Genomic DNA, 25,665 nt, shown 5'->3' on the forward strand with positions numbered 1-25,665 from the left:
GCATTCTGGAATACAATATAAACAATTACAATTTAACTGTTTATGCTATTACTGATAGCAACAGGCTCACCGGAAAGACCACACCATGCGCACTTTGGCCCGCACCCGCCACGAACTGGCCGCCTATCTGCAGGCGAGGCGCGCGCGGCTGTCGCCCGAGGACGTGGGTTTGCCTGGCGGCGGACGGCGCAGGACGCCCGGCTTGCGCCGCGAAGAAGTGGCGGCGCTGGCCGGCGTGGGGCTGACCTGGTACACCTGGCTGGAGCAGGGGCGCGACATCGGCGTCTCGAGCGCCTTTCTCGACAAGCTGGCCGAAGTGCTGAAACTCGATGCGGGCGAACGCCGCCACCTGTTCCTGCTCGCGCATGCGCGTCCGCCAGTCGAAGAAGGCAAGACGTTTTGCGTGGTGCCTCCGCCGGTGCGCCGCCTGATGCACGAGCTGGCGCATCCGGCGTATGTGCTCAACCTGCGCTGGGACGTGCTGGCGTTCAATGCAGGCGCGGACGCCCTGTTTGGCTTCGGCGCGCATGTGCCATCGCGGCGCAATCTGCTGTGGCTCTTGTTTACCGATCCGCTGCTGCGCTCACGCTTCACGGCCTGGGAAGAGCAGGCGCCGCTGATGCTGTCGAGCTTTCGCCGCGACTACGCGCGCGCCACGCAGGAAGCCGATATCCACGCGCTGGTGCAGGAACTGGAAAAAGTCTCGCCCGAATTCAAGCTGTGGTGGCGCCGCCACGACGTACATGCGCCGTGTGCAGGCGTGCGCCAGCTGACCATCGACGGCGAGCAGGTCGCCTATGAGCACACCTCGCTGACCATCGATGCGGACCGCCATCTGCGGCTGGTCGTGTACGCACGCCAGCTGGAATAGGAAATCTCCCCGCATAACGAAAAAACCGCTGGCCCTCTTGCGAGGAACCAGCGGCTTCGAATTGGTTGCGGGGACAGGATTTGAACCTGTGACCTTCGGGTTATGAGCCCGACGAGCTGCCAGACTGCTCCACCCCGCACAAGAATTATATACCAGATTGTTGCGGGGCGTAAAGGGCTTGATTTGACAATTGCATGCGCGCCCCGTCTGCCGGAGTTCGCCGTTGGCCAGCAATGAAAAAAGCCGCCGATCTTTTGCAAGAATCAGCGGCTTTCCGGTATTGGTTGCGGGGACAGGATTTGAACCTGTGACCTTCGGGTTATGAGCCCGACGAGCTGCCAGACTGCTCCACCCCGCACAAGAATTATAAGCGCAAACGGGTGACTTAGGCAATAGCTATCTCAACTTCGGCTGCAATAGAGCCATTTAATGAAAAAACTCGGCCAATTGCCGCTTGGTATTGTGTCCGCCCGTCACGCCACGCCGCGCGCAATCGGTGTACAGTAAGCGTTACACTAGACACCCATTTTCCGAAGCCTGCCCATGAAATTCTGCTCCGAATGCGCCCATCCTGTCAGCCTCTCCATTCCGGAAGGCGACAACCGTCCGCGCTATGTCTGCGCCAACTGCGACGCCATCCATTACCAGAACCCGAAAATGGTGGTCGGCTCCATCCCCGTGTGGGAAGAGGACGGCCAGCTGCAGGTCTTGCTGTGCAAGCGCGCCATCGAGCCGCGCTTGGGCTACTGGACCCTGCCGGCCGGCTTCATGGAAAACGATGAAACGACCTCCGACGCGGCCGAGCGCGAAACGGTGGAGGAAGCGGGCGCGAATATCGAACTCGGTCCCCTGTTTTCGCTGCTGAACGTGCAGCGCGTGCACCAGGTGCACCTGTTCTACCTGGCGCGCCTGCGCGACCTCGATTTCGCGCCGGGCATCGAAAGCCTGGACGTGCAGATGTTTACGGAAGCGCAGATTCCCTGGGATGACCTGGCCTTTCCCACCATCCGCGCCACCCTGGAACTGTTCTTTGCCGACCGCGTGAAAATCCGCGAAGGCGGCAGCTATGGCTTCCATACGGGCGACATCACGCGCCCGATGGCGCGCGTGGATGCAGAGCAAGCGCCCGAGTAAGCCCCCATCACCCGCCACCTTTGACGCCGCATGATTCCCTGGCTCGACATCCACACCCCGTTTCCCGACGTCTCGCGCGCCCTGACCGACGAGGCGCCCGGCCTGCTGGCGGCCGGCGCCGACCTGTCGCCCGCGCGCCTGCTTGACGCTTACCGGCGCGGCATCTTCCCATGGTTTTCCGAAGGCCAGCCCATCCTGTGGTGGAGCACCGATCCGCGCATGGTGCTGATGACGGACGACTTCAAGGTGTCCGACAGCCTGGCCAAGACGATCCGCAAGGTCGAGCGCAGCGCCGCCACGGACGGGCGCTGGCAGCTGCGCTTCGACGGTGATTTCGACGCCGTCATGCGCGCCTGCGCGGCGCCGCGAAAGGATGGCCCGGGCACGTGGATTTCCGACGAAATCATCGCCGGCTACACGGGCTTGCACAAGCTGGGCTACGCGCACTCGTCGGAACTGTGGTTTGACGGTGAACTGGTGGGCGGCGCATATGGCGTGTCGATCGGGCGCATGTTCTATGGCGAATCGATGTTCGCGCGCGTGACGGATGGCTCGAAGATCGCGCTGGCACAGCTGGTGCGCTTTTTGCGCGCGCGCGGCGTGGCCATGATTGACTGCCAGCAAGAAACGAAGCACCTGGCTTCGCTGGGCGCGGCGCCCATTTCGCGCGCGCGCTTCCTCGCCCATGTAAGGATCGCCATTGAAGCAGCGCAAATCACGGATTGGCAAGCTGCGCCACCGGCATAAAAAAGCTATGATATCTCCACGCAGACTTCCATTGCCGCGGACAGACCAGACAGGATCAGCATGACGCACCTGAACGAACTACCGTTTGCCACCCTGCAGTTCTACACGACGGCGCCGTATCCGTGCAGCTACCTGGACGACCGCCAGGCCCGCTCGCAGGTCGCCACGCCTTCGCACCTGATCAACAGCGACGTGTATTCGGAACTGGTGCGCAACGGCTTTCGCCGCAGCGGCATTTTCACCTACCGGCCGTATTGCGATGGCTGCCAGGCCTGCATCCCCGTGCGCGTCGTGACGGGCGAGTTCACCCCGAACCGCAACCAGCGCCGCGCCTGGAGCCGGCACGCCGGCCTGCAGGCGGGCGTGGCCACCCTGTCCTTCCTCGACGAGCACTACGAACTGTACCTGCGCTACCAGAGCACGCGCCACGCGGGCGGCGGCATGGACCAGGACAGCCGCGACCAGTATGCGCAATTCCTGCTGCAAAGCCGGGTCAACACGCGCCTGGTGGAGTTCCGCGATGCCGAAGGCATCCTGCGCATGGTCAGCATCATCGACGTGCTGGCCGATGGCCTGTCGTCCGTCTACACTTTTTTTGACCCCGACGTGCCGGGCGCCTCGTACGGCACCTACAACGTGCTGTGGCAAATCGCCCAGGCGCGCGAACTGGGCCTGCCGTATGTGTATCTCGGCTACTGGATCGAACAGAGCCCGAAGATGGCTTATAAAATCAATTTCAAGCCGCTGGAAGCGAGGATCAAAGGACAGTGGGTGGTGATGTAAAACCAAGCGCATGTCGGTGGGGGCAGTTGGTAGGTCGGATTAGCGCGCAAGCGCGTAATCCGACACCACCGGCGGCGCCAACAATGTTGTCGGATTACGGCGCTGCGCGCCTAATCCGACCTACGCCTTTTATTTACTTTTATCCGGAAACGCCGGACGTGCAGGCCGCGCGGGCGGATTCTTCGCCAGTTCGGCCTGGATCACCTCGATCGCCTTTTCCAGCTGCGGATCGCGGCCCGCGATGACGTCGGCCGGCGTTTGCTCGACTTCGATATCGGGCGGCACGCCTTCGTTTTCCACGCCCCAGCCGTTTTCGCGCGTCCAGAACGCCAGGTTCGGCGCCGTGATGAAGCCGCCATCCATCAGCACGGGGAAGCCGAGGACGCCCACCAGGCCGCCCCAGGTGGCCTTGCCGATCAGCGGGCCCATGTTATTTTTGCGGAACATCCACGGCAACAGGTCGCCGCCCGAACCGGCCGTCTCGTCGATCAGCATGGCGCGCGGACCCTGGATCGACGCGGACGGCGTCTTCATGTCGGCGCCATAGCGCATGGTCCACCAGGCGATTTCCTTCTTCTGCAGGATCTCGATGTAGTAATCGGCCACGCTGCCGCCGCCATTGAAACGCTCATCGACGATGATGGCCTGCTTGTCCGCCTGCGGGAAGAAATAGCGCTTGAAGTAGGTGTGGCCCAGGCCCGCCGTATTGGGCACGTACACGTACGCCACCTTGCCGCCGGTCGCCGCATTGACCTTGCGCATATTGCCTTCGATCCAGTCGCGGTTGCGCAAGGCATCCTCGGTCGGCACCGGCACCACGGTGATCGTGCGCGCGCCCTTGCCGTCGGCCGATGGCCCCACGGTCAGGTCGATGGCCTTGCCGGCCGTGTTCTCGAAGGCGCTGTACAAGTTCGTGGGCGGCGCCACCGGGCGGCTGTCGACGGCCAGCAGGTATTCGCCCGCCTTGACGTTCAGGCCCGGCTCCGTCAGCGGCGCGCGCAGGGCGGGATTCCAGTTCAAGCCGCCATACACTTTCTTGAAGCGGTAATGGCCGTCGCTCACTTCATAGTCGGCGCCCAGCAGTCCCCCCGGCACCTTCTTCGCCTCGATAAAATCATCGCCGCCACCGCCGCGATGGTGGCCCACGGCCAGCTCGCTGCACATCCACTGGATCAGGCGGTTCAGGTCGGCGCGGCTGGACAGCTCGGGCAGGAACACGGCGTACTTGTCGCGCATGGCTTTCCAGTCCACGCCATGCATGCCCGGATCATAGAAGTAATCGCGATTGATGCGCCACACCTCATTGAAAATCTGCGTCCACTCGGCGCGCGGATCGGCTTTTACTTCGATGGCGTCGACCTTGATCTTGCCTTCGCCGGGCGCCAGCAGCTTGCCCGTGGCGGAACCCATGGCCCAGTTGTCCTTCTGGCGGTACAGCAGCTTCTTGCCGTCGGCCGACACTTCGAAATCGTCGGCTTCGGCCACCACGGTTTCCGCCTTGCGCTCCTTCAGGTCGAAGCGCTGCACGGCCTTCTTGCCGTCGCTTTCGCGCAGCAAAAAGATCTGCCCCGCAGCGCCGGCGGTCAGGCTGGAAAACTGCGCGGCCGGCAGCGGCAGGTCGACGATGCGCGTGGCGATGCCGTCGAAATCGATGTGGATCGGCGCCACGGGCGCCACGACCACTTTCGGGTCGTCGCGGCCCGTCTTCGGATCGATCTTCGCTTCGCTCTTTGGCTCCGCTTCCGCCTTCGCCGTGTCTTTTTTACTCTCCGTGCTGGCGGCCTTTTCCTCGTCGCTTTCCTTGATCAGCGGCGATGGCAGGTCGCGCCGCAGCACGGCCATCCACACGGTGCGCGTCACCAGGTTGTCTTCATTCTGCTGCGAGAACCAGTTGTTGCTGGGGCCTGCATTGGTGGACGCAAAAAAGTACAGGTATTTGCCGCTCTTGTCGAACACGGGCTGGGCCACGTCGGACAGACCATCGGTCACGGGCATCGACTTGTTCTGCTCGACGGAATAGATATACGCGCTGCGCGTGTAGGTGGGCGAATTGAGCGTGTAGGCCAGCCAGCGCGAATCGGGCGCCCACGAGGTGCGCATGCTCTTGTCGACGCCATACATCGGCTCCGTAGCCACTTTCTGCACCTTGCCCGTGCCGACGTCGATCACGTACATGCTCCAGCCGTTGTCGGCAAACGCGATCTTTTTGCTGTCGGGCGACCAGACGACGTTGTCATAGAAGCCGCTGCCGTTGAGCTTGAGCTTTTTCACGGCACCCTTGCCATCCTGCGCCCGCACATGCAGTTCATATTCTCCCGACTCGTCCGAGAAATACGCGACCGAACGGCCATCGGGCGACCAGATGGGCGTGCGCTCGTGGGCGCCGGCCGTCTGCGTCAGGTTGCGTACGTCGCCCTTGTCGGCGGGGATGGTGACGATCTCGCCCCGGTACTCGAAGGCGATGCGCGCGCCCGACGGCGAAATCGACGCATCGCGGATGTATTTCGCGTTCTTGACCCAGCGGGGGCGCGTCTGACCCAGGTCGCTGGCCACGCCGATGGCCAGCTTGTGCGCCTGACCGCTGGCGATGTCGAACGCGTGCAGATAGCCGGCCTGCTCGTAGACGATGGTGCCGTTCGCGGCCGACGCGTTCAGCACGGGGAAATCCGCATGCCGCGTCAGCTGGCGCACGGCTTTCGTCTTCACGTCATAGGCAAACAGGTTGAATTCGCCGTTACGGTCGGAGCGGAAGTACACAGTGTCGCCCAGCCACATCGGATCGACGTCGTTCGAGCGCGTCGTCGGCTGGGGGATTTTTTCAATCGACTTGTCGCTGGACGAAAACAGCCACAGCCAGGAATTGGTGCCGCCACGGTAGCGCTTCCACTGCTTGAAGGCAGGCGCCAGCGGGTTGTACGCGATGCGCTTGCCATCGGGCGAATACGTCGCGCGCGAGGCGTTCGGAATTTCCAGCTGCGTTTCCACGCCGCCCGCGACCGGCACCGTAAACAGCTTCTGGAAGCGGTTGTTGAAGGCGGCGCGCGGTGAGGTGAACATCACGGCCTGGCCATCGGGCGTGAACGACTGCGCCAGGTCCGCTCCGGGGTGGAAGGTCAGGCGGCGCGGCACGCCACCGGCGGCGGCGATCACATACACGTCGACATTGCCGTCGATGTTGGCGCTATACGCGATCAAGCTGCCATCGGGCGAAAACACGGGGCTGGACTTGTCGCCCAGGTCGGACGTCAAGCGCCGCGCGCCGCCGCCATCGAGGTTCGACAGCCACAGGTCACCCGCATAAATGAAGGCGATGTGGCGGCTGGAGACGGTCGGTTCGCTCAGCATGCGGGTGTCTTGCGTATTCGGCAGTGCCAGGGCCGGGTGGCTCAGCAGCAGCAGTGCGCTGGCGGCCGCGATGGCGGTCAGGATGCGTGTCTTTTTCAATCGATGTCTCGCTTATAAGGTAAAGAGAACAGGGAAGAAACAGGAAAGTCCAAGGCCCGGCGCTGATTATCAAGGGATTAATATTGCACTAGACCAACAAGAACTATACACCCGGCAGCCGCGTGGAACACGGTAAAATACGGCACTTATTTCGCGCGCCGCCAGCCCTTCCCGGCGCCACGCACACCTACTCAAAGCGCCCCATGTCTGAAAAATTCCTGTACTCCCTCGCCCGCCCGCTGCTGTTCTCGATGGATGCCGAAGCGGCCCACCATCTCACCCTGCCCGCCCTGAAGCGCGCCAGCGCGCTGGGCCTGACCAAGCTGGCCGGCAAGCCTGCGCTTGATCCGCGCACGGTGATGGGCATCACCTTCCCGAATCCGGTCGGTCTGGCCGCGGGCCTGGACAAGGATGGCGCCTACATCGACGCGCTGGCCGACCTGGGTTTCGGCTCCATCGAAGTGGGTACCGTCACGCCGCGCGCGCAGGCGGGCAATCCGAAACCGCGCATGTTCCGCCTGCCGCAGGCGCAGGGCATCATCAACCGCATGGGTTTCAATAATGGCGGCGTGGACGCCTTTGTCGCCAACGTGCAGGCATCGAAGTTTTACCAGAACCGCGCCGGCGTGCTTGGCCTGAACATCGGCAAGAATGCCGACACGCCCATCGAACGGGCGGCTGACGACTACCTGCTGTGCCTGGAAAAAGTCTACCCTTACGCCAGCTATGTGACGGTGAACATCTCGTCGCCGAACACGAAGAATTTGCGCCAGCTACAGGGCGCGTCGGAACTCGACGCTCTGCTGTCGCAACTCAAGGATGCCCAGGCGCGCCTGGCGGACAAGCACAAGCGCTACGTGCCGCTGGCCCTGAAAATCGCGCCGGACATGGATGGCGAACAAGTGAAAAGCATCGCCGATTCGCTCACGCGCCACCGGATCGATGGCGTCATCGCCACCAACACGACACTGTCGCGCAGCGCCGTCGAAGGCATGCCGCACGGCGCCGAAGCGGGTGGATTGTCCGGCGCGCCCGTGTTCGAACTGTCGAACAATGTCATCCGCCTGCTGAAGGCGGAACTGGGCGACGCGCTGCCCATCATCGGCGTGGGCGGCATCATGCAGGGCAAGGATGCCGTGGCCAAGTTCGAGGCGGGCGCACAGCTGGTGCAGCTGTACAGCGGCCTGATTTACGCCGGTCCGGCGCTGATCAAGGATTGCGCCCGCGCGCTGCGCGGCAAACAGGCGAAATGATCAACAAGGTCAAGCTGGGTGCCAGCAGCCTGGAAGTGAGTCGGATCTGCCTGGGCACGATGACCTTCGGCGAGCAAAATAGCGAAGCCGAAGCGCACAGCCAGCTCGATTACGCGCTGGAACGGGGCATCAACTTCATCGACACGGCCGAGATGTATCCGGTGATGGCCAGCGCGCAGACGCAGGGCAGCACGGAGCGCTACATTGGCAGCTGGCTGAAGAAAAGCGGCAAGCGCAGCCAGATCGTGCTGGCCAGCAAGGTGGCCGGGCCGAACTCGCGCATGCACTGGATACGCAAGGGCAAGACGGATCACGACGCGGCCAACATCCGCGCCGCCGTCGAAGACAGCCTGCGCCGGCTGCAGACCGAGCACATCGACCTGTACCAGTTGCACTGGCCCAGCCGCAACCTGCCCATCTTCGGCGCCAGCGTGTACAACCCGCGCAAGGAGCACGCCTCGGTCGCCATCGAAGACACCCTGGCCGTGCTGGGCAAGCTGGTCGACGAAGGCAAGATCGGCCACATCGGCGTGTCGAACGAATCGTCGTGGGGCGTGTGCGAATACATCAAGCAGGCGCAGCTGAAAGGCTTGCCGCGCATCGTCTCCATCCAGAACCTGTACAACCTGACGGCGCGCCATTTCGAGACGAGTTTGCTCGACGAAACGTGCCACCGGGAAAATGTCAGCTTGCTCGCCTACAGCCCGCTGGCGTTCGGCCAGCTGACGGCGAAATATCTCGACGATCCGCAAGCCAGGGGCCGTTTGACGATTTTCCCGCCCGGCTGGAGTCCCCGTTACGTGCGCCCCGCTACCATCGCGGCAGCCGGCCAGTATGCGGCGCTGGCCCGCGCGCACGGCTTGACGCCGGCGCAACTGGCGCTGGCCTGGTGCTACTCGCGCTGGTTCGTGGCCTCGACCATCATCGGCGCCACCAGCGTGGCGCAATTGCAGCAAAATATCGACGCCCATCAAGTCACGCTGTCGCCGGACCTCGTGGGGGCCGTCGACGCCATCCACGCCAGCCTGCCCAATCCAGGGCAATAGGCGCACTCCGTCTGGCGGCGCATGCCGCCGCCAGGCTCCCCCGCCCATAGCAACTAGTCGTATTTATACAACAGCTGGCAATTTACTGCTGTGCAGCATTGCGGCCTGGCCATGCCCGGTCGTATGCTGGAAACGTGGCCATATGCGCTACCCGCGCCATTTGGACGTGTATCAGACATTTATTGCATATCGATAGACAGAACGATTCGTAAGCACGCCACAGACCCACTGTTACTCTGATGTCATCACCGGACCGCCCTGGTTCGCGCATCCACCAACCGAAGAGATATCGTCGATGAGTTCAAGCACCGCCCGCTCCCAGATTCCCGCCCTGCCCGTGAAAACCGTTATTGCCGCCAGCCTGATCGCCTGCTTCAGCCTGCCCATGCACGCGCAAGCGCAGCAAGAGCTGCCGGCCGAAGGTGAATTGCAATCGGTGGTCGTCACCGGCACCTTCGCCAAAAACCGCCGCACCATCGATTCCGAATCGCCGATCGACATCCTCACTTCGCGCGACCTGCAAAGCACGGGTTCGGCCGAACTGGCCACCGTGCTGGCACGCCTGCTGCCATCGATGAACTTCCCCCGTCCGACGGGCGCCGATGGCAGCGATGCCGTGCGCCCTGCCCAGCTGCGCGGCCTGTCGCCCGACCAGACGCTGGTGCTGGTGAACGGCAAGCGCCGCTACACCTCGGCCGTGGTCAACGTCAACGGTACTCTGGGCCGCGGTTCGGCGCCGGTCGACCTGAACGCTATTCCCTTGGCCGCCATCGACCACGTGGAAGTGCTGCGCGATGGCGCGGCGGCCCAGTACGGTTCCGATGCGATTGCCGGCGTGATCAACATCATCCTGAAAAAAGGCGCGGCCGGCGGCGATATCGAAGTGGGCTATGGCCAGACGCAGGAACGCGACGGCAAGCAAAAATCCATCAAGGGTTCGGCCGGCTTCGCCCTGGGCGACGACGGCTGGGTGCGCGTCTCGGCGGAAGTGGCCGATCGCGGCCCGACCAACCGTGCCGGCCGCGATTTCAGCAACCCGCTGGAACCGCGCTATGGCCAGGTCAACCTGCGCTACGGCGATGCCGAGAGCAAGCCGGCCACCGTCTTCATCAACAGCGAATACCATCTCGGCGACAACCTGGACTGGTATGCCTTCGGCGGCTACGGCCAGCGCGACACCTCGGCCGGCGCCACCTGGCGCGCAGGCCTGGTGAAGAATGAAAAAGGGGACTACATCACGCGCTCGTCGATCTTTCCCGAAGGCTTCTTGCCAATCCAGAACAGCACCCTGACCGACCAGTCGCTGGTGACCGGCTTGCGCGGCGAAGCGGCCGGCTGGCGCTGGGATGCCAGCCTGAACTACGGCAGCAACAAGTTCAAGCTGGATCTCGACAATACCGTCAATTTCGACCTGGCCGCCGCCAGCCCCACGCACTTCTATGTGGGCTCCCTGAAAAATGAACAGACCGTCCTGAATCTCGACGCGGCGCGCGAATTCCCCGTCGCTTACTTTACGGGGCCGCTGACTGTGGCCGTGGGCGCCGAAGCGCGCCATGAAAAATACACGATCGGCGCTGGCGAGAAAGCATCGTATACCGGTACCGGTTCGCAGGGCTTTGCCGGCTTCCGTCCCGAAAACGCGGGTAGCCACAGCCGCCACAATGAATCGATCTACGTCAACCTGGAAGCGGAAGCGACGAAAAAACTGTCCGGTGGCGTGGCTCTGCGGCACGAGCGCTACAGTGATTTCGGCAGCACCACCTCGGCCAAGGGTTCGGCCCGCTATGCCTTCACGGACGCCCTGTCCCTGCGCGGCACCGTGTCGAGCGGCTTCCGCGCGCCATCGCTGGCGCAGCAGTACTACACCATCACCACCACCAACTTCCAGGTCATCAATGGCACGAATACGGCCATCGAAACGGGTACCTTTGCCGTCAACACGCCACAGGCACGCGCCCTGGGCGCACAAGACCTGAAGGCGGAGAAAGCGCGCAACTACAGCCTGGGCCTGCAGTTCCAGCCCACCCGCAACTTCACGACGACGGTCGACGCCTACCGCATCGACATCGATGACCGCATCCTGTTTTCCTCCAATCTGATACTCAGCACTACTTTGAAAAACATCCTGGCCGCGCAGGGCACGCCAGTGGGCGCGGGACGCTATTTCACCAACGCCGTCGATACGCGCACGGAAGGCGTGGACATCGTCAGCACCTACCGCATCGACTTGCAGGACAAGGATCGCCTGGACCTGACCGTGGCCTACAACCACAACAAGACCTCGGTACAGAAAGTGGCGGACAATCCGGCCATCCTGACGGCCAACAACCTGAAACTGATCGACCGCCAGACCATCCAGCGCGCCACCGTCGGTTCGCCGAAAGACAAGTTCAGCCTGGCTGCCGACTACAGCTTCGGCATCTGGAATGCGCACGGCGTCGTGACGCGCTACGGCAGCTTCATCGTGCCGCAAAACAATGCCCTGCAAGACCAGCACTACGATCCGCAATGGGTGCTGGACGTGTCCGGTTCCGTGAAACTGGGCAAGAACTGGCGCCTCGTGGCTGGTATCGACAACGTCACCAACCGCTATCCGGACCAGATCACCAGCGCGGGTAACCTCAACAATGGCGGCACCCAGCCGTACAGCGGCTTCGCACCGAACGGCTTCAACGGCCGCTACTACTACGCCAAGGCTGGCTATAGCTGGTAAATGGCAGGCTGGCTCGGCAGGCAAAGCCGTTACACTGGTCTTTGGCTGGGTATGTCTCGTGCAGCCCAGCCAAAGACCAGTGGCTACTTAGCCGGTGTTGCAGGCGGTGCTTGCTGCGCTTTGGCATGCTCGATGGCAACTTGATGTGTCTGCTCCTGTTGCCGCGTCTGCATCAGCGCCTGCGCTTGTGCCTCGCTATTTTTGACCGCCAGCTCGGTGCGCACCAGTTGTGCTTCTTTGGCTGCCATCTTGACTGCCGCGGTTTGTTGTTGCTGTGCTATCTGTACTTCGACAAAGGCCTTGGTGAGTTCGCTGAACAGCACCTTGACATCACCACTCTGAATGGCGCCATTCAAATGATACTGACACAAGGCATAGACGCCGGTACGGTAGGCGTCGAGTGCGGCAGTCCTGTCAGCGAGGACGCTCACTGTCGTTTCGAACTCATCGTCAAACTCGGCATTGCCACGGACGCCAGCTTTGCCAGTCACATCCAGCTTGCCGTTCAGGGCGGCCTCGATACCATTGGCCGTATCGGGCGGCGGCTCCGCACAGAAACGCGTCTGACGCTTGATAACAGCATTGTTGGCATCCACGCCGAGGTTTTCCTCGGTGACAAAGATGACTGTTCGCCTATCGGCAGACAGTGAAAAGACGCCCGGCATTTTATCCACGCTATCTTCCACTACCGGGCGATTGAATAGCGTTCCCAATTGAGATGCACAGCCGCAGAGCAATAGGGAAATGCCTCCAAGAAGCATAAATTTGAGCATGTTCGTCTCCACGATTGAGATCATGAAAGCTGTCTGTGCTGCGAATGAAAAGAGTCAGCAAGAACCGGTTTCAGTCCAGACTAGCACCTGGCGACCCAGCCTGGCAGTGATGTTGCTGGAGTCTGCGCTTCATCAAGCTTCCATACACAGCAATTGCTCTCCTGAAAAACCATATAAGCTATTGAGAACGACCCCGCTGTGCAACTGGGAGCACGGATGAGAAAACGCCGGCCAGGCCGACGGGCAATCAGCTACCATGGGGGTTCTTCCACTCCGATGACGGATCACCATGCCCAGCTGGCACTTGGCCGACGCTGCCGAACTGGCGGCGCGCCATCCCTACACTTTCTATAAATCGCCGCGCGAGGCCATTGCCCAGGTACGCCCCGGCGAAGTGGTCAAGCTGATCTTCGCTTTTCACAGCGACGATCCGCAAGCGCCGGGCGCCGAGCGTATGTGGGTGCTGGTCGACACGGTCGAGCCGCATGGCCGCTTCACCGGCAAGCTCGACAACATGCCCGGCTACATCGCCGATTTACAGGCCAAAGACCCCATCGCCTTCGATGCGCGCCACATCATCAATACGCAGCACGATGATGACGACAACCTCGTCAACCGCTACGCGGGCCTGTGCTTCGTGACGAAAAAAGTGCTGGAAGACGGTGCGCCCGTCGGCTATCTGTATCGCGAGGAGCCGGACAACGGCGACGACAGCGGCTGGCGCTTCACGGCCAACGACGAGAGCGACGACTACATGAACGACAGCGCCAACGTGGCCCTCGTGTCGCTGGGCGCCGTGCTCAGCGTGGATGACCGTTTTATCGCGCTGCTCGATGCGCCTGCCGGCGCGGCCTATGCCTTCGACCACAACACGCAACAATTCGTGGCGGTGGACGAATGACAACTGATGAATTGAAGGATTTTTGCACGGCCCTGCCCGGCGCGCAAGCCGTGCTGTACGGTGCGCCGTCGAACATTCTCGTAGTTGCAGTGGAGGGGAAAAAATTTGCGTATTTCAAGACCAGCGCGCCCGAGCAGTGGCGCTTCAGCCTGCGCGTCAGCGCCGAGCGTTTTATCGAGCTGACGGACATGCCGGGCGTGAAACCGGCCCGCTACATGGGCCGCTTTCACTGGGTAACGATCGTTGACGTGGCGCGCTTCCCCGCCGATTACCTGGCGGAACTGGTGCGCGACAGCTACGCGCGCGCCGTGGCCAGCCTGACGCGCGCGCAAAGAGCCGCCATCGCCTAGAGCGCGTCCTCTCCCGCCATGGCGCGGTCGATGTCTTCGCGCGTCAGGTCCGGCGCCAGTTGCAGGATAAACTCATAGGCATACGCGCGCAGGTAAGCGCCGCGGCGCACGGCCAGGCGCGTCGTGTTGGTGGCGAACAGGTGCGACGCTTCCACGGCCCTTAGCCCCTTGTCGCGCCCATGGTCGAAGGCCATCGAAGCAACAATACCCACGCCCAGGCCCAACGCCACGTATTGCTTGATGACGTCGGAATCCATGGCCGTGAGGATGATGTCGGTCGCCACGCCCGCCTTGGCGAACGCGTCGTCGATATGGCCGCGTCCCGTGAACCCTTTGTCGTAGGTGATCAGGGGATATTTCGCCAGGTCTTCCAGGCGGATCGGCGAGTGTTCGAGCAGCGGATGGCCGTCCGGCACGACGATCAAATGGCTCCAGCGGTAGCACGGGAACGACACGAGGTCGGGGAACTGGCTCAAGCCTTCCGTGGCGATGCCGATATCGGTCTTGCCGGACAGCACCCATTCCGCGATGTGCTCGGGCGCGCTTTGCTGCAGCGCGATGCGCACGTCGGGGTAGGCGGCGCGGAAGCTTTGCACCACTTTCGGCAGCGCATAACGGGCCTGCGTGTGCGTGGCCGCCACCGACAAGGTTCCGCTGGTCTGGCCGCTGTATTCGAGGCTGGCCTGCTGCAGGTTTTCCGCCTCGATCAACAGGCGGTCGACGATCTTCAAAATGCCCTTGCCCGGCTCCGTCAAACCCGTCAGGCGCTTGCCGTTGCGCTCGAAAATTACCACGCCCAGCTCGTCCTCGAGTTCGCGGATTTGCCGGCTCACGCCCGGCTGCGACGTGAACAGGGCGTTGGCCACTTCCGTCAGGTTATAGCCGCGGCGGGCCGCTTCGCGGATCGAGCGCAGTTGTTGAAAATTCATAGTGTTCCTACCTTTTAGGTTCTTGTCGGTTCAACGAACACGTGTAACCGTTTCGGGCGAACAACTAACGTCTCGCCCTCCTTCAGCTGCAGATGGGTAAAACGCTCATTCGACATCACCGCTTCGATCAGCTCGCTGTTATCGACGCGCTGCAAGTCCAGCTGGGCCAGCGGACCGATCGCATGCGCGCGGCTCAGTTTCACGACGATGCCTTCCGCACCCTGCGTGTAGCGGTCGATTTCCAGGTCATGCGGACGCACGTAGGCCGTGCCCTTGCTGTCGCTCACGCCTGCGTAATCGGGCACCTCGAAGCTGGCGTCGCCCGTCGCCATCACGCCGTCATGCACGCGGCCGTGGAACAGGTTGACGTTGCCCAGGAAGCCATACACGAAGGGCGAAGCCGGATGGTTGTAGACTTGCTCTGGGGAACCGAGTTGCTCGACGGTGCCCTTGTTCATCAGTACGACCTGGTCCGCCACTTCCAGCGCTTCCTCCTGGTCATGCGTGACGAAAATACTGGTCACGTGCAAGTCGTCATGCAGGCGACGCAGCCAGCGGCGCAATTCCTTGCGCACCTTGGCGTCAAGCGCGCCGAACGGTTCGTCGAGCAGCAGCACGCGCGGCTCGACAGCCAGCGCGCGCGCCAGGGCGATGCGCTGGCGTTGCCCGCCCGACAGCTGCGGCGGATAGCGGTCGGCCAGCCAGTCCAGCTGCACCAGTTCCAGCAAATCTTTCACCTTGCGGCGGATCTGGTCTTCCGACGGGCGCTCGCTGCGCGACTTCACGCGCAAGCCAAAGGCCACGTTCTCGAACACGGTCATGTGCTTGAACAGCGCATAGTGCTGGAAGACGAAACCGACTTGCCGCTCGCGCACGTGGCGGTTCGACGCGTCTTCCGCATCGAGCAGCACCTGGCCGCTATCAGGGTGTTCCAGACCGGCAATAATGCGCAGCAAGGTGGTCTTGCCGCAGCCCGACGGGCCCAGCAGGGCCGTCAATTCGCCGGCGGGAAAGTCCAGCGAGATATTGTCGAGGGCGACGAAATCACCGAAACGTTTATTGATGTTTTTAACTGCGATGGTCATATCAGTGCTCCGTAGAACGTAAGGCGGAATCGTCGGCGTCGCTCTCGTTCAAACGCCACTCAATGAAAGCTTTCAAGGCCAGGGTCACCAAGGCCAGCAAGGCCAGCAGGGAGGCGACGGCAAACGCGGCGGCGAAGTTGTACTCGTTGTACAGAATCTCCACCTGCAGCGGCATGGTGTTGGTTTCGCCTCGGATATGGCCGGAGACGACGGACACGGCGCCGAACTCGCCCATGGCGCGGGCATTACACAGGATCACGCCATACAGCAGGCCCCACTTGATGTTCGGCAAGGTGACTCGGCGGAACGTATTCCAGCCCGAAGCGCCCAGCACGATGGCGGCCTCTTCCTCTTCGCTGCCCTGCGACTGCATCAGCGGAATCAGTTCACGCGCGACGAACGGGAAGGTGATGAAGATGGTGGCCAGCACGATGCCGGGCACGGCGAACAAAATCTTGATGTCGTGCGCCTGCAGCCACGGGCCGAACCAGCCCTGGGCGCCAAACATCAGCACATAGATCAGGCCGGAAATCACCGGGGAAACGGAAAACGGCAAGTCGATCAGGGTCAATAAAATGCTCTTGCCGCGGAATTCGAACTTGGCGATGCACCAGGAAGCGGCCACGCCGAATACCAGGTTCAGCGGCACGGCGATGGCGGCCGTGATCAGGGTCAATTTAATGGCGGAAATCGCGTCCGGATCGATGATGGCGGCGATGTACGCTTCCCAGCCCTTCTTGAATGCTTCCGCAAACACGGCCACCAGGGGCACGATGAGGAAGGCCGTCAGGAACAGCAAGGCGATGCTGATCAAGACCGTGCGCACCCACAATGGTTCCAGCACGACAGGGCCGACGTTCGGCTCGAAGCGGCGCGCCGTCGGCAGCGCCTTGTCCACGCCAGCGGCGGCAGTCGTATTCGTACTCATGATTTCTTCGCCTTTCCGCGCGTCCATGCTTGCAGCAGGTTAATCGTCAACAACAGCAAAAAGGAGACCACCAGCATCACCACGGCGATGGCCGTGGCGCCTGCGTAATCGTATTGTTCCAATTTGGTAATAATGAACAGCGGCGTGATTTCCGACACCATCGGCATATTGCCGGCGATAAAGATCACGGAACCGTACTCGCCCGTGGCGCGGGCGAAGGCCAGCGCAAAGCCCGTCAGCAAGGACGGCAAGATGGTGGGGAAGATGACGCGGATAAACGTTTGCAATGAATTGGCGCCCAGGCTGGCGGCCGCTTCTTCGAGTTCCTTTTCCGCGTCTTCCAGCACCGGTTGCACGGTACGCACGACGAAGGGCAAGCCGATGAAGGTCAGCGCCACCACCACACCCAGCGGCGTGAACGCCACCTTGATGCCCAGCACGCCTTCGATGAACTGGCCGAACCAGCCGTTCGACGAATACAAAGCCGTCAGGGTGATGCCGGCCACGGCCGTCGGCAGGGCGAACGGCAAGTCGACCAGCGCGTCGATGATGCGCTTGCCGGGGAATTTATAGCGCACCAGCACCCAGGCCAGGATGCCGCCAAACACCACGTTCAACAGGGCGGCGATCAGCGAGGCGCCAAACGTCAGCCGGTACGACGCCATCACGCGGTCGGACGTGACGGCGCTGAAGAAGGCGTCCCATGTCATGGTGAACGTTTTCAGGAACACCGACGACAGCGGAATGAGAACGATCAGGGCCAGGTAAAAGAGCGTGAAGCCCAGTGACAGCTTAAACCCCGGCATGACCCGAAACGGCGCTCCGCGCGCCTTGAGCGGTGCTGCTGATGCTGCAGACATAGAAACCCCTTCTTATTACATTTTTGAGTTATAGGACGCAATAATCACATGCAATCGTTATAAAAAGAACTAACCATTTCTCATTTGCTTAGATGGATTTTGCATACCTGCCGTGAAAGCTGCGGGCGAAAAAAAACGCACCGAACAGGTGCGTTTTTATGAAAGCTGAAACGTTTATTTATTTGGCTGCGGCGTCAGACGGAGGTATGGCTTGGCAGCCGTAAACCCCTTCGGATACTTCTGCTTGATCACGTCCGGATCCTGCACGGTCAATGGAATGATGACGTCGTCGCCATCTTTCCAGTTGCCGGGCGTGGCCACCGTGTAGCCGTCCGTCAGTTGCAAAGCGTCAATGACGCGCAGGATTTCATTGAAGTTGCGGCCCGTACTGAGCGGATATGTGAGGATCAGGCGTACCTTTTTGTTCGGGTCGACGATGAAGACGGAGCGCACGGTGGCCGTGACGGACTGTTCCGGGTGGATCATGTCGTACAGTACCGACACTTTCTTGTCGACGTCGGCGATGATGGGGAAGCCCACCACCGTGTTTTGCGTCTCTTCGATATCCTTGATCCAGCTCTTGTGCGACTCGGCCGCGTCCACCGACAGGGCGATGGCCTTCACGTTGCGCTTGTCGAATTCGGGCTTGAGCTTGGCCGTCAGGCCCAGTTCCGTCGTGCAGACGGGGGTAAAGTCGGCCGGGTGGGAAAACAGCACCACCCAGGAATTGCCAGCCCACTCGTGGAACTTGAGCGGGCCGATCGAGCTGTCTTGTTCAAAATCAGGGGCGACATCGCCCAGGCGTAAAGTCATCGTGATCTCCTGTGAGGTTATGTGCAATCGAATTCGTCGAATCAGGCTGCCTGACGGTGGCGCTTGTCGCTTTGCGCCAGATCAAACAGTGTTTGCAGCTGCGCCTGGCCGTAGACCCAGTCGCCAAGGCGCGACTCGGCGTTGATATGGCCCAGCGCACCGCCATCAATATACTTGCAATTCCAGCGCCGTGCCCACTGCGCCGCGTGCTCGGCCGTCATCCATGGATCCGTCTGGCTGGCGATCAGGATGCCGGGGCAAGGCAGCCGCTTTTGCGGCAATGCCTTCGCCACGCCAAACTTGTCCGGGTCGGCCGGCCCCACCAGCAGCACGCCGGCCACGCCCTGCGGATCGCGGGCCAGGCTATGCGCCGTCGTCAGGCAGCCGAAGCTGTGGGCGACGATCAGGGTTGGTCTTGCATCTTGCCGGCGCACCTGATCCAGCCGCGCCGACCAGGTGGCCAGGTCGGGCGCGTTCCAGTCGTCCTGCTCGACCCGCTCGAATTGCGGATACAGGCGCTGCCAGCGGCTCTGCCAATGCTCGGGGCCGCTGTTATGCAAGCCCGGCACGATCAGTACCCGGTAATCGGAAAAGCTGCGCAGCGCCATGATGTGTCCTTTTAGTAACGGTCTGGCAATCGTGCCATCCGGTATTACTTAGGCTGGTAGATCTGGTCGAAGATGCCGCCGTCGGCAAAGTGCGCCTTTTGTGCCGTCGTCCAGCCGCCCGCCACTTGCTCGATGGTGAACAGATTGACCTTGGCGAACTGCGATGCATATTTCTTCGCCGCCTTGTCCGTTGCCGGACGGTAGTAATTTTTGGCGATGATGTCTTGCGCTTCGTCCGTGTACAGGTAATTCAGGTAAGCCTCGGCCACCTTGCGCGTACCGTGCTTGTCGGCAAACTTGTCGACGACGGCGACGGGCGGCTCGGCCAGGATGCTGACGGATGGCGTGATGATGTCGAACTTGGTCGGGCCCAGTTCCTTGACGGCGAGATACGCCTCGTTTTCCCAGGCGATCAGCACGTCGCCGATGCCGCGTTCAACGAAGGTGGTGGTGGCGCCGCGCGCGCCGGAATCGAGCACGGGCACGTTTTTATACAGCTTGCCGAGGAAATCCTTGGCTTTCGCTTCGTTGCCGCCCGGCTGGCGCAGCGCGTAGCCCCACGCGGCCAGATGGTTCCAGCGGGCGCCGCCCGAAGTTTTCGGGTTCGGCGTGATGACGGACACGCCCGGTTTGATCAGGTCATTCCAGTCCTTGATGCCTTTCGGGTTGCCCTTGCGCACCAGGAACACGATGGTCGAGGTGTAAGGCGAGCTGTTGTGCACCAAACGCTTTTGCCAGTCGGCGGCCAGCAGCTTGTGCTCGGCCAGCGCGTCGATGTCGTAGGCCAGGGCCAACGTGACCACGTCCGCTTCCAGGCCATCGATGACGGCGCGCGCCTGCTTGCCGGAACCGCCGTGCGATTGCTTGATCTTGACGTTGTCGCCCGTCTTGCCTTTCCACTCCTTGGCAAACGCCGTGTTCACATCCTGGTACAGCTCGCGCGTCGGGTCATACGACACGTTGAGCAGGGTGATATCGGCAGCCTGCGCCGTTTGCAGAAGGGCAAACGCGCTGATGGCGGCGGCAATGATGATTTTTTTCGACAGCATCTAAGATCCCCGAGTGGTTGAACTTTCAGAGCCACCAGATTACGGCGCCATGGCCGCAAAGAGAACGAAGCGTTTCGCCGTTTGATATGCGATTTTCGCATATGGGCGAGGCGCAACGGGGATTTAGCAGTTAATAGAACCGGTTGAACAGGACCACGGCCCAGGTGGCGAAGGCCAGGATGCAGGTCAGCAGCACGGCGGCGCTGCCGAAATCCTTGGCGTTTTTCGACAGCGGATGGCGTTCCAGCGAAATGCGGTCGACCACGGCTTCGATTGCCGAATTGATCAGTTCCACGATCAAGACCAGCAACAGCACGCCGATCAGCACCAGCTTTTCAAACGCGGAGATGCGCAGCAGCAAGGCGATCACCGTGCCGACGACGAACAGGCCCAGTTCCTGGCGGAACGCATGCTCATGACGCCAGGCCGCTTTCAAGCCATCGAGCGAGTAGAAAAAGGCAGAAAAGATCCGCTTCAAGCCACTTTTACTTTTGAATTCATTTACAGGTTGCATAGTTTTCCATATGTAAAGCAAGTGCAGTGGGCACATTATGGGGGCGACATAGCAGTGTGACCATTTATTCGCTGAATATCTCGGAACATTTCACTATTTTTTCACATCATGGTATAAAGAAGCATGAATACTGCATTGCACCAAATCCATCATGAAAATTGAACCGGTCGCTGCCCCGAAGACAACGATACAGGTGATCGAACGCATGGTCGCCCTGCTCGATGCCCTGGCCAAATATTCCGACCCGGTCAGCCTGAAGGAATTGTCAAAAGTTTCCGGTTTGCACCCCTCCACGGCGCACCGCATCCTCAACGACATGGTGCTGACGCGCTTTGTCGACCGCATCGAACCAGGTACCTACCGGCTGGGCATGCGCCTGCTGGAACTGGGCAATGTGGTGAAAAGCCGCCTCAGCGTGCGCGAAGCGGCGCTGGACTTCATGCGCCAGCTGCACAAGAAAACCCAGCAAACCATCAACCTGTCCGTGCGCCAGGGCGACGAGATCGTCTACATCGACCGCGCCTTTTCCGAGCGCTCGGGCATGCAGGTGGTGCGCGCCATCGGCGGGCGCGGTCCGCTGCACCTGACTTCGACAGGTAAATTATTCCTCTCCGTCGACGAGCCGAAAGCCATCCGCGCCTACGCCACGCGCACGGGCTTGGCCGGACACAACAAGAATTCCATCACGGATCTGCAAAAGCTCGAGCGCGAGCTGAGCCTGGTGCGCGAGCGCGGCTATGCGCGCGACAATGAAGAGCTGGAACTGGGCGTGCGCTGCATGGCCGCCGGCATCCGCGACGATACAGGCAAGCTGATCGCGGGACTGTCGATCTCGGCGCCAGCCGACCGCTTGCAGGATGAGTGGCTGGTGGACCTGGTGGAGACGGCGAACCAGATTTCAGTGACGTTGGGTTTTATACCCCAAGACTAAAGAAACAGGGCAGCAACGCTGCCCTGTTTCTTTTATCCACCAGGCAAGCTCATGTTGGCTGGTTTCAGTGCTTCGAGCCACTTGCGCATGCGTCCCGCATCGGCCGTACGCGACTGTTTTCCCTTGGAATCGAGGAAGACCATGATCACGGCCCGTCCTTCGATGACAGCCTGCATCATCAAGCAACGTCCCGCCTCATTGATGAAGCCTGTCTTTTGCAAGCCGATTTCCCAGCCCGGATTGGCCACCAGGTGATTCGTATTGCCAAATTGCATGGGCTGGCCGCTGGCTTCGACGATGGCTTTCGGGTCCGTCGAATACTCGCGCAGCAGCGGATGGCGGAAGGCGGCCATGGCCAGCTTGCCCAGGTCGCGCGCGCTGGCCACGTTCATTTTCGACAAGCCGCTGGAATCGACGTAATGCGTATCCATCATGCCCAGCTGGCGTGCCTTGCTGTTCATGGCGTCGACAAACGAGGGCAAGCCGCCCGGATAATTGCGGCCCAGCGCCGAGGCGGCGCGGTTTTCCGAGCTCATCAGGGCAATGTGCAGCATATTCGCGCGCGTCAATTGCGACCCCACTTTGAGGCGCGAGCTGCTGAACTTGGCGCGGTCGACGTCCTCGTCCGTGATCGTCAGCACTTCATCCATATCCTGGCGCGCTTCGACCACCACCAGGCCCGTCATCATCTTGGTGATGGAGGCGATGGGCAGGGCCACATTGGAATTCTTTTCAAACAGCACTTCCGCATTGGCCTGGTCCAGCACCAGCGCCACGCTGGACTTGAGGTCGAGCGGATCGCGCGTGAGGTTCAGGCCGGCCAGGTCGCCCATGGTCGGCATCGGTGCGGCCATGGGCACGGCCACGCTGCTGACTTTTTGATAGATGACTTTGCGCTTGCCGCGCACCATGACGACCCGGCGCACGGTCTTGTCGCGCGGCGCGGCCGTCGCGCCCTTGCGCAGCACGACTTTGACTTTCTTGGTGTTGTGTTTCTTGGAGGCTGAGGATTTGCCGTTCGCTTCCTTGGCGTGCACGGCCGCAGCCGGCGCCAGCGCAAACAGCAGGGAAGCCAGGATACCCAGCGCAAGTTTAAACTTAGCCATTCGTTAATTCCCCGTGAAGCTGTTGCATTATTGCAGTGTAGCGAAATGCAGAGTAATCGCAAGCCTATTTAACAGTTAGGACAGTATTTATTGCAGTAATGGAATACAAATCGTTGGCGATCCGCAAACGGGCTCATCCTTAACCGGCTGTTTGTCTGTGCCCATCGCCAGTCATGTCTATTTATCCATGAATTTAACAAAGCCGGCCAGCGGCTCGCGTTCCGTGCTCAGGCGATTCTCGACCTTGTCCGGATCCGCATGGCCGAGAGCCATGCCGCACACCACCATTTCGCTGGCCGGCACGCCCAGCTCGTCGCGGATGATGTCATGGTAATGAATGAAAGCCGCCTGCGGACAGGTGTCGAGCCCGCGCGCGCGCGCCGCCAGCATGATGTTTTGCAAGAACATGCCGTAATCGAGCCAGGAACCCTGCTCCAGCACCCGCTCGATGGTAAAGATCAGCCCGACGGGCGCATCGAAAAACTGGAAATTGCGCCCGTGCTGGGCCGCCATGCCGGCTGTGTCGCCCCGCTCCAGGCCCAGCAACTGGTACAGGTCCAGGCCGATCTTGCGGCGGCGCTCGATGAACGGCGCCGTCCACTGGCGCGGGTAATAGATATACGAGGCCGTGCGCGCGGGCGCGTCGGGTGCCTTCGGCGCGTCGTAGGCGGCCAGGATGCGCTGCGACAAGCGCAGGCGCGCCTCGCCCGACAGCACATACACTTTCCACGGCTGCATGTTGGCGCCCGAGGGCGCGCGCGCCGCCACTTCCAGGATGCGCGCGATCTCGTCCTGCGCCACCGGCGTGGGCAAAAAGGCGCGGATCGAACGGCGCGACAAAATGACCGCGTCGACGGCTTGCTGCGCCGACTGTATGGTGGATGCTTGCTTGCTCACTGCCCTGCTCTCCCGCTCTCTACTTCTTGACGACAAATACCACACCGACCACGGCCACCAGCATGCCGGCGATGCCCAGCATATTGAAGGCTTCGCCAAACATCAGCCAGGCCATCACGGCCGTCGTGGGCGGTGTCAGGTACAGCAAGCCCGTCACTTTCGTCGCGTCGCTGCGGCGGATCAGGGCGAACAGCAGGAAGATGGCGCCGATGGACAGCACGAGTACCGACCACAGCAAGGCGCCGATGAAATTCGCCGTCCATTGCACGTTGCTGAAGTGCAGGTCCAGCCCTTCGTAATACAGGGCGAAGGGCAAGACCACGACGATGGAGGCGGCAAACTGCACCACCGTGCCCGTGCGCAAGTCGAATTGCGGGCAGTGGCGTTTTTGGTACATGGTGCCAGCCGTCATCGACAGCAGCGCGAACACGCACAGCAGCACGCTTTCCACCGTCAGGCCCACGAGGTTGATCTTCGCATACACGACGAGGGCCACGCCCAGCAAGCCGAAGAACAGGCCCAGCCACTGGCGCGGACGCACGGATTCGCCGATCAGGGGCGCGGCGCAGGCCGTCAGCACGGGTTGCATGCCGACGATCAGCGCAGACAGGCCGGCCGGCATGCCCAGCTTGATGGCGCACCAGACGCCGGCCAGATAGCCGGCCTGCATCAGGATGCCGGCCACGGCGATCTGGCGGAATTGCCCCACGGGCCACGGCGCGCGCAACAGCAGCACCAGCGGCAGCAGGATCACCAGCACGCCCAGGAAGCGCAGCAGCAAAAAGGTCAGCGGCGGCGCATACGGCAAGCCGAACTTGGCGACGATAAAACCTGTGCTCCATAACAACACGAAGAAGCCGGGCAAGGCCATCGGCGTCAGAGTGGTCAGAAGAGAGGCTTTGCCGCTGGCACCAGCCGCGGCGGGAAGATTGGACATGGTATCAACTCGGGAAACAGGATCGGCACCGGGGCGCTGCGCCAGTGCGGGAGGCAAAGTCTAGCATGCTGCGCCGCACCCGTCCTGAAAGGCGGGGAAATAACAGTTTAGGGTTAAACCATTAACACCAAGAAATCAAATATTTCTCTTTAGAAACAATGACTTTTGATGCAAATCTATTCAATTGTTGCATCGCACAAGAAACGCTTGACTTCGTTTTTTTTCACCGTAGAATAGGGTTTGTTGCGTTGCACAATTCTTGTTCAGCTTGAAAAATTTAGATTCACCTGCTTTCCCAAACGGTACACGCAGCATCAAATTAACCAGATTTCGATTTTTTGGAGATTTATATGTTTTCAATTCCTGAGCAATTCTCGTCCGCTACCAAAGCCAACCTGGAAGCCCAATTCGCCCTGTTCTCGTCGTTGACGGGCAAAGCTTTCGAAGGCATCGAAAAGATCGTCGAACTGAACCTGACCGCTGCCAAGGCAACGCTGGAAGAATCGACCGCCGCCGCCAAGCAATTGCTGTCGGCAAAAGATCCACAAGAATTCTTCTCGCTGAGCGCTGCTCAAGCCCAGCCTGGCGCCGAAAAAGCCATCGCTTACGGCCGTCACCTGGCTGCCATCACGTCCGGCACGCAAGCCGAGTTCAGCAAAGCTGCTGAATCGCAAATCGCTGAAACCAACCGTAAAGTCCTGTCCCTGGTGGAAGAAGTCACCAAGAACGCGCCAGCCGGTTCGGAAAACGCCGTCGCCATCCTGAAAAGCGCCATCGGCAACGCCAATGCAGGCTACGAGCAATTCTCGAAAACCAGCAAGCAAGCCGTCGAAGCCATCGAAGCGAACCTGGCATCGGCCGTGAACCAGTTCACGCAAGCGGCTGAAAAAGTCGTGCCGCGCGCTGCCGCCAAGTAATTATTAAGCGACCGCTACGGCGGTCCGCTAAGTAATCCTCGGGAAATTAGTGTGAATTTATGACAAACAGAACCGG

Annotated in this window: 24 protein-coding genes and 2 tRNA genes; 11 read left to right on the forward strand and 15 right to left on the reverse strand. The window is 61.2% G+C overall.

All coding sequences use genetic code 11. From position 1 onward, the window contains the following. Nucleotides 1-85 precede the first annotated feature (85 nt). Nucleotides 86-871: a helix-turn-helix transcriptional regulator gene (locus FG13_RS13165; RefSeq protein ID WP_035821506.1), complete on the forward strand. Its 786-nt coding sequence runs from the start codon at nt 86-88 to the stop codon at nt 869-871. Nucleotides 872-933: 62 nt separating this feature from the next. On the opposite strand, the gene FG13_RS13170 is transcribed toward FG13_RS13165, so the two are convergent. Together FG13_RS13170 and FG13_RS13175 are read right to left on the reverse strand one after the other, a co-directional pair. Next, a tRNA-Met gene (locus FG13_RS13170) sits at nt 934-1,010 on the reverse strand. Nucleotides 1,011-1,152: 142 nt separating this feature from the next. Continuing rightward, nucleotides 1,153-1,229, reverse strand: a tRNA-Met gene (locus FG13_RS13175). A 185-nt stretch (nt 1,230-1,414) separates the two neighbouring features. Here FG13_RS13175 and FG13_RS13180 point away from each other — a divergent pair. The 3 genes from FG13_RS13180 to FG13_RS13190 are packed head-to-tail and all read left to right on the forward strand — an operon-like array spanning nt 1,415 to nt 3,535. After that, nucleotides 1,415-2,005, forward strand: coding sequence for an NUDIX hydrolase (locus tag FG13_RS13180; RefSeq protein ID WP_035821507.1), 591 nt, complete (start codon nt 1,415-1,417; stop codon nt 2,003-2,005). Nucleotides 2,006-2,035: 30 nt separating this feature from the next. Next, the gene (gene aat, locus FG13_RS13185; protein ID WP_035821509.1) at nt 2,036-2,752 is read left to right on the forward strand and encodes a leucyl/phenylalanyl-tRNA--protein transferase; all 717 of its coding nucleotides are present in this window, start codon (nt 2,036-2,038) and stop codon (nt 2,750-2,752) included. 60 nt (nt 2,753-2,812) lie between these two features. Beyond that, the gene (locus FG13_RS13190) at nt 2,813-3,535 is read left to right on the forward strand and encodes an arginyltransferase (protein ID WP_035821511.1); all 723 of its coding nucleotides are present in this window, start codon (nt 2,813-2,815) and stop codon (nt 3,533-3,535) included. Between the two features lie 129 nt (nt 3,536-3,664). Here FG13_RS13190 and FG13_RS13195 read toward each other — a convergent pair whose 3' ends face one another. Beyond that, nucleotides 3,665-6,979, reverse strand: a complete 3,315-nt coding sequence (locus tag FG13_RS13195; RefSeq protein WP_035821512.1) for a S41 family peptidase — start codon at nt 6,977-6,979, stop codon at nt 3,665-3,667. 203 nt (nt 6,980-7,182) lie between these two features. Here FG13_RS13195 and FG13_RS13200 point away from each other — a divergent pair, with 203 nt between their 5' ends. From FG13_RS13200 to FG13_RS13210, 3 genes are all read left to right on the forward strand, one after another. Next, on the forward strand, nt 7,183-8,232 hold the full coding sequence (locus tag FG13_RS13200) for a quinone-dependent dihydroorotate dehydrogenase (RefSeq protein WP_035821515.1): 1,050 nt from the start codon (nt 7,183-7,185) through the stop codon (nt 8,230-8,232). Beyond that, complete coding sequence (locus FG13_RS13205; protein ID WP_035828053.1) at nt 8,232-9,278, forward strand: aldo/keto reductase; 1,047 nt, start codon at nt 8,232-8,234, stop codon at nt 9,276-9,278. Before FG13_RS13200 ends, FG13_RS13205 begins: the two co-directional genes overlap by 1 nt. A gap of 295 nt (nt 9,279-9,573) precedes the next feature. Then, a complete protein-coding gene (locus FG13_RS13210; RefSeq protein ID WP_051959004.1) occupies nt 9,574-11,991 on the forward strand; it encodes a TonB-dependent receptor plug domain-containing protein in 2,418 nt (805 codons plus the stop codon). A gap of 83 nt (nt 11,992-12,074) precedes the next feature. Here the strand turns inward: FG13_RS13210 and FG13_RS13215 are convergent, their stop codons facing one another. Next, the gene (locus tag FG13_RS13215; RefSeq protein ID WP_035821517.1) at nt 12,075-12,764 is read right to left on the reverse strand and encodes a hypothetical protein; all 690 of its coding nucleotides are present in this window, start codon (nt 12,762-12,764) and stop codon (nt 12,075-12,077) included. Nucleotides 12,765-13,053: 289 nt separating this feature from the next. Here FG13_RS13215 and FG13_RS30935 point away from each other — a divergent pair, with 289 nt between their 5' ends. Both FG13_RS30935 and FG13_RS13225 read left to right on the forward strand, forming a co-directional pair. Next, entirely contained in the window at nt 13,054-13,665 is a 612-nt protein-coding gene (locus FG13_RS30935; RefSeq protein ID WP_035821519.1) for an immunity protein Imm33 domain-containing protein, read from the forward strand. Further along, nucleotides 13,662-14,015, forward strand: coding sequence for an MmcQ/YjbR family DNA-binding protein (locus FG13_RS13225; RefSeq protein ID WP_035821521.1), 354 nt, complete (start codon nt 13,662-13,664; stop codon nt 14,013-14,015). The genes FG13_RS30935 and FG13_RS13225 overlap by 4 nt, the downstream gene beginning before the upstream one ends. Here FG13_RS13225 and FG13_RS13230 read toward each other — a convergent pair. From FG13_RS13230 to FG13_RS13265, 8 genes are all read right to left on the reverse strand, one after another. After that, nucleotides 14,012-14,944 carry a CysB family HTH-type transcriptional regulator gene (locus FG13_RS13230; RefSeq protein WP_035821523.1) on the reverse strand — a complete coding sequence of 311 codons (933 nt, stop codon included), beginning with the start codon at nt 14,942-14,944 and terminating at the stop codon, nt 14,012-14,014. The two genes, FG13_RS13225 and FG13_RS13230, sit on opposite strands and share 4 nt — an antisense overlap. Nucleotides 14,945-14,958: 14 nt before the next feature. Beyond that, nucleotides 14,959-16,029, reverse strand: a complete 1,071-nt coding sequence (locus FG13_RS13235) for a sulfate/molybdate ABC transporter ATP-binding protein (protein ID WP_035821525.1) — start codon at nt 16,027-16,029, stop codon at nt 14,959-14,961. 1 nt (nt 16,030) lies between these two features. After that, complete coding sequence (gene cysW, locus FG13_RS13240) at nt 16,031-16,957, reverse strand: sulfate ABC transporter permease subunit CysW (protein ID WP_035828057.1); 927 nt, start codon at nt 16,955-16,957, stop codon at nt 16,031-16,033. After that, complete coding sequence (cysT, locus tag FG13_RS13245; RefSeq protein ID WP_099408869.1) at nt 16,954-17,763, reverse strand: sulfate ABC transporter permease subunit CysT; 810 nt, start codon at nt 17,761-17,763, stop codon at nt 16,954-16,956. The genes cysW and cysT overlap by 4 nt, the downstream gene beginning before the upstream one ends. 228 nt (nt 17,764-17,991) lie before the next feature. Beyond that, nucleotides 17,992-18,630: a peroxiredoxin gene (locus FG13_RS13250; protein WP_034785187.1), complete on the reverse strand. Its 639-nt coding sequence runs from the start codon at nt 18,628-18,630 to the stop codon at nt 17,992-17,994. Nucleotides 18,631-18,671: 41 nt separating this feature from the next. Further along, on the reverse strand, nt 18,672-19,238 hold the full coding sequence (locus FG13_RS13255) for an RBBP9/YdeN family alpha/beta hydrolase (protein ID WP_034747509.1): 567 nt from the start codon (nt 19,236-19,238) through the stop codon (nt 18,672-18,674). 44 nt (nt 19,239-19,282) lie between these two features. Beyond that, nucleotides 19,283-20,287: a sulfate ABC transporter substrate-binding protein gene (locus FG13_RS13260; RefSeq protein WP_035821530.1), complete on the reverse strand. Its 1,005-nt coding sequence runs from the start codon at nt 20,285-20,287 to the stop codon at nt 19,283-19,285. Nucleotides 20,288-20,417: 130 nt separating this feature from the next. Then, nucleotides 20,418-20,801, reverse strand: a complete 384-nt coding sequence (locus FG13_RS13265; protein ID WP_035821531.1) for a diacylglycerol kinase — start codon at nt 20,799-20,801, stop codon at nt 20,418-20,420. 151 nt (nt 20,802-20,952) lie between these two features. Here FG13_RS13265 and FG13_RS13270 point away from each other — a divergent pair, with 151 nt between their 5' ends. Then, complete coding sequence (locus tag FG13_RS13270) at nt 20,953-21,732, forward strand: IclR family transcriptional regulator (RefSeq protein ID WP_034747499.1); 780 nt, start codon at nt 20,953-20,955, stop codon at nt 21,730-21,732. A gap of 32 nt (nt 21,733-21,764) precedes the next feature. Here FG13_RS13270 and FG13_RS13275 read toward each other — a convergent pair whose 3' ends face one another. The 3 genes from FG13_RS13275 to FG13_RS13285 all read right to left on the reverse strand — a co-directional run bounded on the left by FG13_RS13275 (nt 21,765) and on the right by FG13_RS13285 (nt 24,672). Further along, nucleotides 21,765-22,838 carry a serine hydrolase gene (locus FG13_RS13275; protein ID WP_035821532.1) on the reverse strand — a complete coding sequence of 358 codons (1,074 nt, stop codon included), beginning with the start codon at nt 22,836-22,838 and terminating at the stop codon, nt 21,765-21,767. A 177-nt stretch (nt 22,839-23,015) separates the two neighbouring features. Continuing rightward, complete coding sequence (locus tag FG13_RS13280; protein ID WP_051959007.1) at nt 23,016-23,735, reverse strand: nitroreductase; 720 nt, start codon at nt 23,733-23,735, stop codon at nt 23,016-23,018. Nucleotides 23,736-23,754: 19 nt separating this feature from the next. Next, nucleotides 23,755-24,672 carry a DMT family transporter gene (locus FG13_RS13285; RefSeq protein WP_034747493.1) on the reverse strand — a complete coding sequence of 306 codons (918 nt, stop codon included), beginning with the start codon at nt 24,670-24,672 and terminating at the stop codon, nt 23,755-23,757. Between the two features lie 350 nt (nt 24,673-25,022). On the opposite strand from FG13_RS13285, the gene FG13_RS13290 reads away from it, so the two are divergent. Next, nucleotides 25,023-25,589 (forward strand): phasin family protein, encoded by a 567-nt coding sequence (locus FG13_RS13290; protein WP_035821535.1) that lies wholly within the window; start codon nt 25,023-25,025, stop codon nt 25,587-25,589. Nucleotides 25,590-25,665 lie beyond the last annotated feature (76 nt).

Source organism: Janthinobacterium sp. RA13, from assembly GCF_000745325.1.
Classification (GTDB): domain Bacteria; phylum Pseudomonadota; class Gammaproteobacteria; order Burkholderiales; family Burkholderiaceae_D; genus Janthinobacterium; species Janthinobacterium rivuli.

Excerpts from the sequence above, each read along its gene's own strand:
- cysT (WP_099408869.1), bottom strand. The coding sequence starts at position 17,763 with ATGCCGGGGTTTAAGCTGTCACTGGGCTTCACGCTCTTTTACCTGGCC.
- FG13_RS13250 (WP_034785187.1), bottom strand. The coding sequence starts at position 18,630 with ATGACTTTACGCCTGGGCGATGTCGCCCCTGATTTTGAACAAGACAGC.
- FG13_RS13215 (WP_035821517.1), bottom strand. The coding sequence starts at position 12,764 with ATGCTCAAATTTATGCTTCTTGGAGGCATTTCCCTATTGCTCTGCGGC.
- FG13_RS13255 (WP_034747509.1), bottom strand. The coding sequence starts at position 19,238 with ATGGCGCTGCGCAGCTTTTCCGATTACCGGGTACTGATCGTGCCGGGC.
- FG13_RS13200 (WP_035821515.1), top strand. The coding sequence starts at position 7,183 with ATGTCTGAAAAATTCCTGTACTCCCTCGCCCGCCCGCTGCTGTTCTCG.
- FG13_RS13290 (WP_035821535.1), top strand. The coding sequence starts at position 25,023 with ATGTTTTCAATTCCTGAGCAATTCTCGTCCGCTACCAAAGCCAACCTG.
- FG13_RS13260 (WP_035821530.1), bottom strand. The coding sequence starts at position 20,287 with ATGCTGTCGAAAAAAATCATCATTGCCGCCGCCATCAGCGCGTTTGCC.
- FG13_RS13165 (WP_035821506.1), top strand. The coding sequence starts at position 86 with ATGCGCACTTTGGCCCGCACCCGCCACGAACTGGCCGCCTATCTGCAG.
- FG13_RS13285 (WP_034747493.1), bottom strand. The coding sequence starts at position 24,672 with ATGTCCAATCTTCCCGCCGCGGCTGGTGCCAGCGGCAAAGCCTCTCTT.
- FG13_RS13230 (WP_035821523.1), bottom strand. The coding sequence starts at position 14,944 with ATGAATTTTCAACAACTGCGCTCGATCCGCGAAGCGGCCCGCCGCGGC.
- FG13_RS13180 (WP_035821507.1), top strand. The coding sequence starts at position 1,415 with ATGAAATTCTGCTCCGAATGCGCCCATCCTGTCAGCCTCTCCATTCCG.
- FG13_RS13235 (WP_035821525.1), bottom strand. The coding sequence starts at position 16,029 with ATGACCATCGCAGTTAAAAACATCAATAAACGTTTCGGTGATTTCGTC.
- FG13_RS13210 (WP_051959004.1), top strand. The coding sequence starts at position 9,574 with ATGAGTTCAAGCACCGCCCGCTCCCAGATTCCCGCCCTGCCCGTGAAA.
- FG13_RS13190 (WP_035821511.1), top strand. The coding sequence starts at position 2,813 with ATGACGCACCTGAACGAACTACCGTTTGCCACCCTGCAGTTCTACACG.
- FG13_RS13275 (WP_035821532.1), bottom strand. The coding sequence starts at position 22,838 with ATGGCTAAGTTTAAACTTGCGCTGGGTATCCTGGCTTCCCTGCTGTTT.
- FG13_RS13225 (WP_035821521.1), top strand. The coding sequence starts at position 13,662 with ATGACAACTGATGAATTGAAGGATTTTTGCACGGCCCTGCCCGGCGCG.
- FG13_RS30935 (WP_035821519.1), top strand. The coding sequence starts at position 13,054 with ATGCCCAGCTGGCACTTGGCCGACGCTGCCGAACTGGCGGCGCGCCAT.
- FG13_RS13270 (WP_034747499.1), top strand. The coding sequence starts at position 20,953 with ATGAAAATTGAACCGGTCGCTGCCCCGAAGACAACGATACAGGTGATC.
- aat (WP_035821509.1), top strand. The coding sequence starts at position 2,036 with ATGATTCCCTGGCTCGACATCCACACCCCGTTTCCCGACGTCTCGCGC.
- cysW (WP_035828057.1), bottom strand. The coding sequence starts at position 16,957 with ATGAGTACGAATACGACTGCCGCCGCTGGCGTGGACAAGGCGCTGCCG.
- FG13_RS13265 (WP_035821531.1), bottom strand. The coding sequence starts at position 20,801 with ATGCAACCTGTAAATGAATTCAAAAGTAAAAGTGGCTTGAAGCGGATC.